This window comes from Rothia sp. 11273D007AR (assembly GCF_053547255.1).
The window spans coordinates 1-8492 of sequence record NZ_JBPPWJ010000025.1 but is presented as its reverse complement, the minus strand read 5'-3'; the positions used below and the strand labels follow the sequence as shown (position 1 = coordinate 8492).

Here is an 8492-nt window from a genome sequence, read left to right as displayed (position 1 = left end):
GTGGTGCGGCGTGGTTGGGGTGGTCGTGGTGGGTGACGCGCCCGGGGTGGGACACACTTTTCTGCCTATAACCCTGATGGGGTAGGTGAAGCAGGCTCACGCTCGCTGCAGAGTTAAAACAGCCGAGCCCCACCCCGCTGCTGGTGAGGGGTAGGGCTCAACTGTTTTCTAGTGTACCGCTTGTCTAGAGAATGTCGTCGTCTTCGGGGAACCAGCGGTTGAAATCCAGGGTTAGATAGAGGGCGAGGGCGGCAGCGTTGTTCTCGCTGATGCGCACTGATACCTGCTCGTAGCCGTCCTCAAACATCTGGTCGATGCTGCGTCGAATCAGCTGTTCAGCCAGACCCTCGCGGCGGCGGGAGGCTGCGGTGAAGAGTTCGTAGATGGTGGGGATGCCCTTGGGTTCGGTGACCACGCGGTGCTTCAGGCACAGGGATGCAGCAATGATGCGGTCGTGCTCATCAACCACCACGGGGGAGGCCTCAGTGTAGAACTCGCCGTGCTCGCCCTTGAGGATGCGTTCCATCTCGGCGGTAGCATCTGCCTGTGAGGCGAAACGCTCACCGTCGTAGGAGGCAAAGTAGAGCCGAGCTAGCGCCTCGGCGTCGTCCAGCTGGGCAGGGCGGGAGCTGACGGTAACAGGCTTTCGTGCCTTTGAAGTCTGTGAAATCAGAGTAATCAAGCCGCTCATGGTTGGCCTCCTTGGTTGTCGGGAATTGAATTACACTGTGATGTATAGAATACTCTGTTGGCTGATGAATGCCTACGGTTTTACCGATTATTCACCTTGTCAACGGAATATTGCGTCATAGAAAGTCTAGTTGACCAGCCCAGCGGGGTGAAACTAGACGGCTTAACAGAAAGGACGACCGGGGTGAAGTTTGCGCAGGTCAGGCGAGCTGGTAAGGCTCGTGCGGTGGTTGAAAGCGGCGGACGCTGGTACGAGCTGAATAGGCCCTTGCACAAGTTCGTGGGGTCCAGTGATTTAGGGTCGGTCAGCCCCGCAGAACTGGGCGCCAAGCCGGTGGAGGTGAGCCCCGAGGAGTTTATTGCCCCGCTCAACAAGGTTCAGCGAGTGCTGTGCGTGGGGCTGAACTTTACGGACCACGCAGCAGAAGTTGGCGCTGAGCTACCCACCTATCCCACTATCTTTACCAAGTTCGGTAACGCCCTGATTGGGCCCGGTGAGGCTATCGAGCTGCCCGCTGAGAGCACCAAAATTGACTGGGAGGTCGAGCTCTGCGCGGTGGTAGGACGCCGCGGCCGCCACATAGCTGAAGAACAGGTGAACGACTACCTACTGGGCTACACCGTGCTCAACGACGTATCTGTGCGCGACTGGCAGGGACGCACATCCGAATGGTTCCAGGGTAAAAACTGGGACCGTATGACTCCTTTCGGGCCGGTCATCGTCAGCCCCGATGAACTTGATATCGAGGGTGGCCTTGCCATGACCTGCACCGTCGACGGTGAAGTGCGTCAGCAGGGCACCACCGCCAACATGGTCTTCACCCCGGCCCAGGTAGTCAGCTACATCTCGACCTTCATGACGTTGGAACCCGGCGACCTGATTGCCCTGGGAACTCCTGCCGGGGTTGGGCTCTCGCTACGCCCCCGCAAGTGGCTGAGTGATGGCCAGACGGTGGTGACCTCAATCGATGGCATTGGCACGCTGATCAACAGGTGCGAGCAGGTGTGAGTGTGGGCATGCGTGCAGCCGACTGGCTGGGGCTGGCATGAATCGCGTGCGAGCTCTGCGAGCCTGCGAGAAGGTTAGTCGGCAAACGCATGCCCACACGATCTTTTACCTGCTCGGTTTTGTGTCCTTGCCTACCAGCGTCCTTGCGTGGCTTAACCCTCACCCGCCGCGCGGGCAGTAGGCGGTGACCTTGGGGTATTCTGTACCTTGTGTCAAAACGTTCTTTGTGGTCAGCAGATAGCACCAGCATGGTGATTCACGGCGATAATCTTGCCGTGCTCAAAAACCTGCCCGCAGAGAGTTTCCAGCTCATTTATATTGATCCGCCGTTCAATACGGGTAAGGTGCAGAAGCGTCAAAGTATCAAGACTGTACGCACCGAGGGCGGTAGCCGGGTCGGCTACAAGGGCCATACCTACGAGACTATCAAGGGTGATATCTACGGGTATTCTGACTCCTTTGAGAACTACTGGGAGTTCTTAGAACCCCGTCTCATGCAGGCTTGGCGTCTGCTCAAGCCCACCGGTACCCTCTACCTGCACCTGGACTACCGCGAGGTCCACTACGCCAAGGTCGTGCTCGATGCTCTCTTTGGCCGCGAGTCCTTCTTGAATGAGATTATTTGGGCTTATGACTACGGGGCTAAGTCCAAGAAAAAATGGCCTGCTAAGCACGATAACATCCTGGTCTACGTGAAAGACCCCGAGAACTATTACTTCAATTCTGAGGCTGTTGACCGCGAGCCCTATATGGCGCCTGGCCTTGTCACCCCTGAGAAAGCTGAGATAGGTAAGCTGCCAACGGACGTCTGGTGGCACACCATCGTTTCGCCCAGCGGTAGGGAGAAAACCGGCTACGCCACCCAGAAGCCCCTGGGTATTCTGCGCCGCATCGTGCAAGCCTCCAGCGCACCCGGTGACTGGGTGCTGGACTTCTTCGGCGGTTCCGGCACCACCGGCCACGCCTGCGCCCAGCTTGACCGCAACTTCCTGATGATTGACCAAAACCCCGAGGCTATCAAGGTCATGCGCAAGCGCCTAAAGGCCGTGGACGGGCTCGACGTGACCTTCAAGAAGTCCCGCGCTAAGGCTTCGCTGGCGGGGGCCAAGGTCACACCCAAGACGGCTGCTATCAAGAAAACGAAAAAGTAGCCCATGACGTCCGCCTACCCGCCGATTAAACCCAACCGCGCCTGGTTCCTTGTGGCCCTGGGGCTGGTAGTTGCTGAGGTGATATACCTGGCTCTGCTTTATCCGTCGCTGCCGCAGCAGATCCCGGTGCACTACAACCTCTGGGGTCGTGCGGACGGCTGGGCAGACAAGAGTGTCTGGTCGGTGTTCGGGTTGACAGGAATATTGCCTCCTCTCCTTGCCCTCATCTGGTGGGGCGGTGCAGCTATGGGGCGAATGGCAAGCAAGGACGCTTCAGCCCAGTCCCACGACGCGTTTTCACCTCACGCGGGCAAACAGGGGCAGCGCCAGTTGGCCGCTGCGCAGGCCCTGGGCCTGGACGCCCGGATTTACTCTGCCCGCCGTCTCTACGCCCAGACGCAGGCCGTGGTTCCCTTCTTCGCCGGCCTGGCCCTTGCTCTGGTGCTAGCCGTCAAAGTTATTAACCTGACCATGACCGGGGTGCTGGGGGAGGCGTCCGTCCTTATTGCCCCCGTGCTGGTAGTGGGCTACTGCCTCTTCCTGACCGCCCGCTCCTACCTCGCTGGTAAAAACTTCGATTCCCGCGCCCTGGCAAAGGGCGCAAAGTAGCCTAACCAGCGGTAAAATAAGGTTTGTTCTGTACCCTCGTACCGTGCAGATGTAACGACATCTCACCCGTTGTAGGGGTGGGCACAAACCTAGGAGACACATTTGTCCGCTCTTTCCATTTCCGTCGCAGGTGCCGCTCAGCAGGTTGAAGCCGGCACCACCGCAGCCGACCTGTTCGCAGAGAACCCCGAGATCGTCGTTGCCCGTATCAACGGCACCCTGGTTGACCTCTCCACCGAACTGACTGACGGCGACGCTGTCGAGCCCGTATCTGTCCATGAAGAAGACGGCCTGAACGTCTTGCGTCACTCGGCCGCCCACGTCATGGCCCAGGCTGTGCAGAACTACCGCAAGGACGCCAAGCTCGGTATCGGCCCTTACATCACCGACGGTTTCTACTTCGACTTCGATGTTGAAGAGCCCTTCACCCCCGAGGATCTCAAGAAGATTGAGAAGGATATGGTGAAGATTATCAAGAGCGGTCAGACCTTCCGCCGCCGCGTGGTCACCCAGGCTGAAGCTGAGGCCGAGATGGCAAACGAGCCCTACAAACTGGAACTGCTGACCCTATCCCAGGGCCCAGGCTCCGGTGCGGACGCCGCTGAGGGTGCCTCCGTTGAGGTGGGTGCCGGCGAAATCACTATCTACGACAACGTAGACAAGAAGGGGGAGACCGTCTGGAAGGATCTCTGCCGTGGCCCCCACGTGCCCAATACCAAGCTGATTGCGAACGGCTACGCGCTGATGCGTTCCGGTGGCGCCTACTGGCGCGGTTCTGAGAAGAACCCCATGCTGCAGCGTATCTACGGCACCGCTTGGCCTTCTAAGGAAGAGCTGGTTGCCTACAAGGAGCGTATTGCTGAGGCTGAGCGCCGCGACCACCGCCGTCTGGGTGAAGAGCTCGACCTCTTCTCCTTCCCCAAGACCGTTGGCCCCGGCCTGCCTGTGATTCACCCCAAGGGTGGCGTCATTCTGCGTGCTATGGAAGACTACGTGCGTGCCCGCCACATTGAAGAGGGCTTCGAGTACGTCAAGACCCCCCATATCTCTAAGGAAGATCTTTTCTACACCTCCGGCCACCTGCCCTATTATGCGGACGGCATGTTCCCGGCGATGGAGGACGAGGGCCAGGCCTACCGTCTTAAGGCAATGAACTGCCCCATGCACAATGAGATTTTCCGTTCCCGTGGCCGCTCCTACCGTGAACTGCCCCTGCGTCTCTTTGAGTTCGGTTCGGTTTACCGTGATGAGAAGTCCGGCGTGCTTTCCGGCCTGACCCGCGTGCGTATGATTACCCAGGACGACTCCCACTCCTACGTCACCAAGGAGCAGGCACCTGCTGAGGTTGCCCACCTGCTCAAGTTCATGCTGTCCCTCCTCGAAGATTTCGGCATGACTGACTTCTACCTGGAGCTTTCAACTCGCGACACCGAGGGTGATAAGAAGGATAAGTTCATCGGTACGGACGAGCAGTGGGAAGAAGCAACCGCTGTGCTGGAAAAGGTTGCCGCTGAGACCGGCCTGGAACTGGTGGCTGACCCGGGTGGTGCTGCCTTCTACGGCCCCAAGATTTCTGTGCAGGCTAAGGACGCAATTGGCCGCACCTGGCAGATGTCGACCGTACAGTACGACTTCAACCAGCCTGCCCGCTTCGGTCTGGAGTACCAGGCATCTGACGGCACCCGCCAGGAGCCGGTCATGATTCACTCAGCCAAGTTCGGCTCCTTTGAGCGTTTCTTGGGTGTGCTCATTGAGCACTATGCAGGTGCTTTCCCCGCCTGGCTGGCCCCCGTTCAGGTCATTGGTGTGCCGGTTGCTGAGGCCTTCAACGATTACATGGGCGAGGTTGCTGCCAAGCTCAAGGCCCGCGGCGTACGCGTTGAGGTGGATTACGGCACCGACCGCTTCCCCAAGAAGATCCGTACCGCCTCTAAGGAGAAGGTGCCCTTCATCCTGATTGCCGGTGGCGAGGACGCCGAGAAGGGCGCTGTTTCCTTCCGCTTCCGCGACGGCTCCCAGGAAAACGGCGTGCCCGTGGACGAGGCTGTGGAACGGATTGTGGCACATATTGAGTCAAGGAATAATGAGGACCCCAAGGGTGTTGCTGCCAACGACCAGTAACCAGCCACAAAGGCGACACTGACAAGTCAAAATAGCGTTTAGACAAGCTCATCAAAAAAATACCGATGGTGTAAATCAGAAGAATTAAATTATATTTTATTTGGAGAATTTATGGGAAATTTTTATGCAGTTAGAGTTGGGCGATTTCGAGGAATTTTTGAAACATGGGACAAATGCAAGGAAAGCGTTGACGGATTCCCGAGCGCTGAATATAAGAAATTTGGAAACCGCGAGGCTGCCGAGGCTTATCTTAATAATATTTCCGAGACAGCTAATACATCTATTATAGATGATAGCTCAATCTTTCTTGCAGGATCATCCGGTACTTTAAATGAAAATTCATATTATGCCGGGGCGTTTTATTGTACTAAGATTACTGATCAAGGTCAAATAAAGCACTTTAGAAGGAATAATTCAGATTATGCGAGTCAACTTGGTCAAGCTGGTGAAGTTTTCGCAGCTATTGAAGCTTTTAAATGGGCTATCGCAGAAGGGCTTGAACGCATAAAATTATTTTACAGATATGACGGTATTGAAAAATGGTTTACTGGTGAATGGTCTACTGGATCTAAATTAGCTCAACACTATGTAGGAATAACATCTGATTACAGAGAACTCATTGAAGTTGATTTCTTCAAGTATGCACCAAATGATTATCCGGAAGTTCATTCAAATCTCCAAAATGCATTGGGGAGAAGATTCGGTAAAATTAAAAGAGGAAATACATTCTTTTCAATTCCTTACTTTTCGGATGCTGATTTTAAAGCATTTATCGAGTTGCTTATTGAAGAAGATGAGCGGATATTGCAAGAGTATCAAGAACGTGAAGATAGGAAAATCTATACTCTTACCTTAAACAATGAGAGGAGCAGTGTAATATTATACAAAACTGGCAAAAAGCGTCTACTTGTTCAGTCAAGAAACCATAGACTTTTTAGCGTTATTACCTCAATAATAAGTCAGCTAGAATCTACTGATGCAAAATTAGTAGATAATTTGTTAGAAAGCGCCTATCACATACATATTAGATCATCTGAAGTTGACGAAGAAGCTCAACCTTTCTTGGATGCTATCCCGAGTAGCCATCCAGATTCTCTAAAAAAATTAGTTAGACAATCTGTAATTAATATGAAGTATATGGTTGAGAGTGATGACTATACTCACTATGTTTTTCCTGCCCTAAGGGCTCTGGAGGGGCATATTAAAGAACTTCTGCGTAATTCTGGAATAGAAATAGGGTCACGGTTTGATTGTTTTAACCGGGATTCGCCATCTGATCCATACGTTCTATCACGTACTACTACTACTGATAGATATAAGCAATCAATTGAAATATGCTATAATTATTACAAAAACAATCGTGATTCATTCTTCCACTTCGGTGATATACTTTCCGAAAACAACGACGATACTCGTTTAATAAGTGACAGAGAGGAAGCTCGTCAGGTAATTGAAAAAACACTTAAAATGATAATAATATATCAATAGATGGAAGGGAGTAAATTGTGGAAGTCTTCAAAGTTATAGAGCCAGCAGAATCTGAATTCAAGAAAGTCTTTGTTTTGTTGACCTCCGAGTCAATATTTTCAAGTCTTGAATTTATAAAGAATTATCTTTTAAGTGTTAATTTTACAGGTGACGTTCTTATAGATAGATTTGCTTTGACTGGTGTTTCGGAAAGAAGGTTCGTTAAAATCCCTTTTAATGGTCGAGAATTTAAGCTCAGTCAGTCCGATAATCTGAATCCAAATAAAAGTTTGATTAAAGCCTGTGCTGAGTGCGTAGAAGATAATAAAATTTTTTTTCATAATACATCCATAGGAGATTATCAAATTTCAAAGAATCGAGAATTTTTATTTAATTAGATAAATCTATCATAATATTTTATTTATTTCAAAACTTAGCATTGTTTGAAATTGGAACAAAATTTATTTCTAGGAGGGTTATAATTTTCTTATAAGTTGTTTGAACTGATCAATTTCTATGGGTGTGAAGTTTTGCCCTGAGCTTTACGTCTTACTGTATTCTTTCGCCGCAATTAGTCTTTGTCTCGCCTGCCCTATCGGGCAGAATATGAGCTTCACCACCGGCACAACCATACTCATAGCTACCCTAACTGTTCCCACTAAGTATGAGGGTTATCCAAAACTCCCCAGGTAGCATCAGCGGCAGCAACGGTGAACTGACCCTCTTGCCTGGTTCGCAGGTGCATATTAGGCAATTCATGCCCGCCTTGCGGCGGATTCCTATCGCTGGCCTCCGCTATTTGACCTTTGAATAAGCATTAAGGGGCAGGTATCAAGCCGTATGTACAATAAAGCAGTAGATTTCAGCTAAGACACGCCTAATAGAAGTTCTGTCTATGCCTACTACCGAAGAAACCCTCAGCATACCCAAAAGCCGGTGGAAAAGTGTCCTCATCGCCCTGGGGCTAACCGCTATTGGCACCTGGTTCATCCTCCACCCCATCGACTGGAGGATTGCCACAAGCTACAGTTACGGCACCCTACTCATACTCGGCGGACTAGGTACAATCATCAATATTTACCGCCACCGCTACGCCCTCATCCTTACCCCAGAAGGCTTCTACGACCACAGCAGCATCGCCGCCCACGGCAACCACCTGATTCTGTGGAGCGTCATCGGAGACATCACCGCTGATAGGCAGGGCAAGGAAATCAGGGCTGTCATCGCCGATACCCACGCCTATAACTGGACCTTAACCGGTGTCCGCGCTCTGACCCGAGTGACCCACGAAGGCGCAGTATGATATGTACTGGGTTTAGTTCCGACCCCGTACATTGGAAACAAACAAAAAAGAGCAAAGGAACTTCCCCCATGCCCACCAAATACCCCCAAGAACTCAAAACAAGAGCCCTACGCCTACTGGCCGACCACCTCGAAAACAACCC

At 52.4% G+C, this 8492-nt stretch carries 8 protein-coding genes; 7 read left to right on the top strand and 1 reads right to left on the bottom strand.

Features of this window, described 5'->3' with window-relative positions; all coding sequences use genetic code 11:
* Positions 1 to 184 precede the first annotated feature (184 nt).
* Complete coding sequence (locus ACED88_RS10660; RefSeq protein WP_237187467.1) at positions 185 to 691, bottom strand: GNAT family N-acetyltransferase; 507 nt, start codon at positions 689 to 691, stop codon at positions 185 to 187.
* Positions 692 to 874: 183 nt separating this feature from the next.
* Here ACED88_RS10660 and ACED88_RS10655 point away from each other — a divergent pair, with 183 nt between their 5' ends.
* The 7 genes from ACED88_RS10655 (at position 875) to ACED88_RS10625 (ending at position 8350) form a co-directional block, all read left to right on the top strand.
* Positions 875 to 1699, top strand: coding sequence for a fumarylacetoacetate hydrolase family protein (locus ACED88_RS10655; protein ID WP_449109574.1), 825 nt, complete (start codon positions 875 to 877; stop codon positions 1697 to 1699).
* A 248-nt stretch (positions 1700 to 1947) separates the two neighbouring features.
* Entirely contained in the window at positions 1948 to 2850 is a 903-nt protein-coding gene (locus ACED88_RS10650; RefSeq protein ID WP_449109575.1) for a DNA-methyltransferase, read from the top strand.
* A 3-nt stretch (positions 2851 to 2853) separates the two neighbouring features.
* Positions 2854 to 3459 carry a DUF1648 domain-containing protein gene (locus ACED88_RS10645; RefSeq protein ID WP_449109573.1) on the top strand — a complete coding sequence of 202 codons (606 nt, stop codon included), beginning with the start codon at positions 2854 to 2856 and terminating at the stop codon, positions 3457 to 3459.
* Positions 3460 to 3561: 102 nt separating this feature from the next.
* The gene (thrS, locus tag ACED88_RS10640) at positions 3562 to 5580 is read left to right on the top strand and encodes a threonine--tRNA ligase (RefSeq protein WP_449109572.1); all 2019 of its coding nucleotides are present in this window, start codon (positions 3562 to 3564) and stop codon (positions 5578 to 5580) included.
* 111 nt (positions 5581 to 5691) lie between these two features.
* Complete coding sequence (locus ACED88_RS10635) at positions 5692 to 7068, top strand: ribonuclease H1 domain-containing protein (RefSeq protein ID WP_449109571.1); 1377 nt, start codon at positions 5692 to 5694, stop codon at positions 7066 to 7068.
* Between the two features lie 17 nt (positions 7069 to 7085).
* On the top strand, positions 7086 to 7445 hold the full coding sequence (locus tag ACED88_RS10630; RefSeq protein WP_449109570.1) for a type II toxin-antitoxin system RnlB family antitoxin: 360 nt from the start codon (positions 7086 to 7088) through the stop codon (positions 7443 to 7445).
* Positions 7446 to 7942: 497 nt separating this feature from the next.
* Positions 7943 to 8350, top strand: a complete 408-nt coding sequence (locus tag ACED88_RS10625) for a hypothetical protein (protein WP_449109569.1) — start codon at positions 7943 to 7945, stop codon at positions 8348 to 8350.
* The last annotated feature ends 142 nt before the right edge of the window (positions 8351 to 8492 follow it).

Coding starts and splice junctions, on each gene's coding strand:
- ACED88_RS10660 (WP_237187467.1), bottom strand. CDS start 691: ATGAGCGGCTTGATTACTCTGATTTCACAGACTTCAAAGGCACGAAAG.
- ACED88_RS10635 (WP_449109571.1), top strand. CDS start 5,692: ATGGGAAATTTTTATGCAGTTAGAGTTGGGCGATTTCGAGGAATTTTT.
- ACED88_RS10625 (WP_449109569.1), top strand. CDS start 7,943: ATGCCTACTACCGAAGAAACCCTCAGCATACCCAAAAGCCGGTGGAAA.
- ACED88_RS10650 (WP_449109575.1), top strand. CDS start 1,948: ATGGTGATTCACGGCGATAATCTTGCCGTGCTCAAAAACCTGCCCGCA.
- ACED88_RS10645 (WP_449109573.1), top strand. CDS start 2,854: ATGACGTCCGCCTACCCGCCGATTAAACCCAACCGCGCCTGGTTCCTT.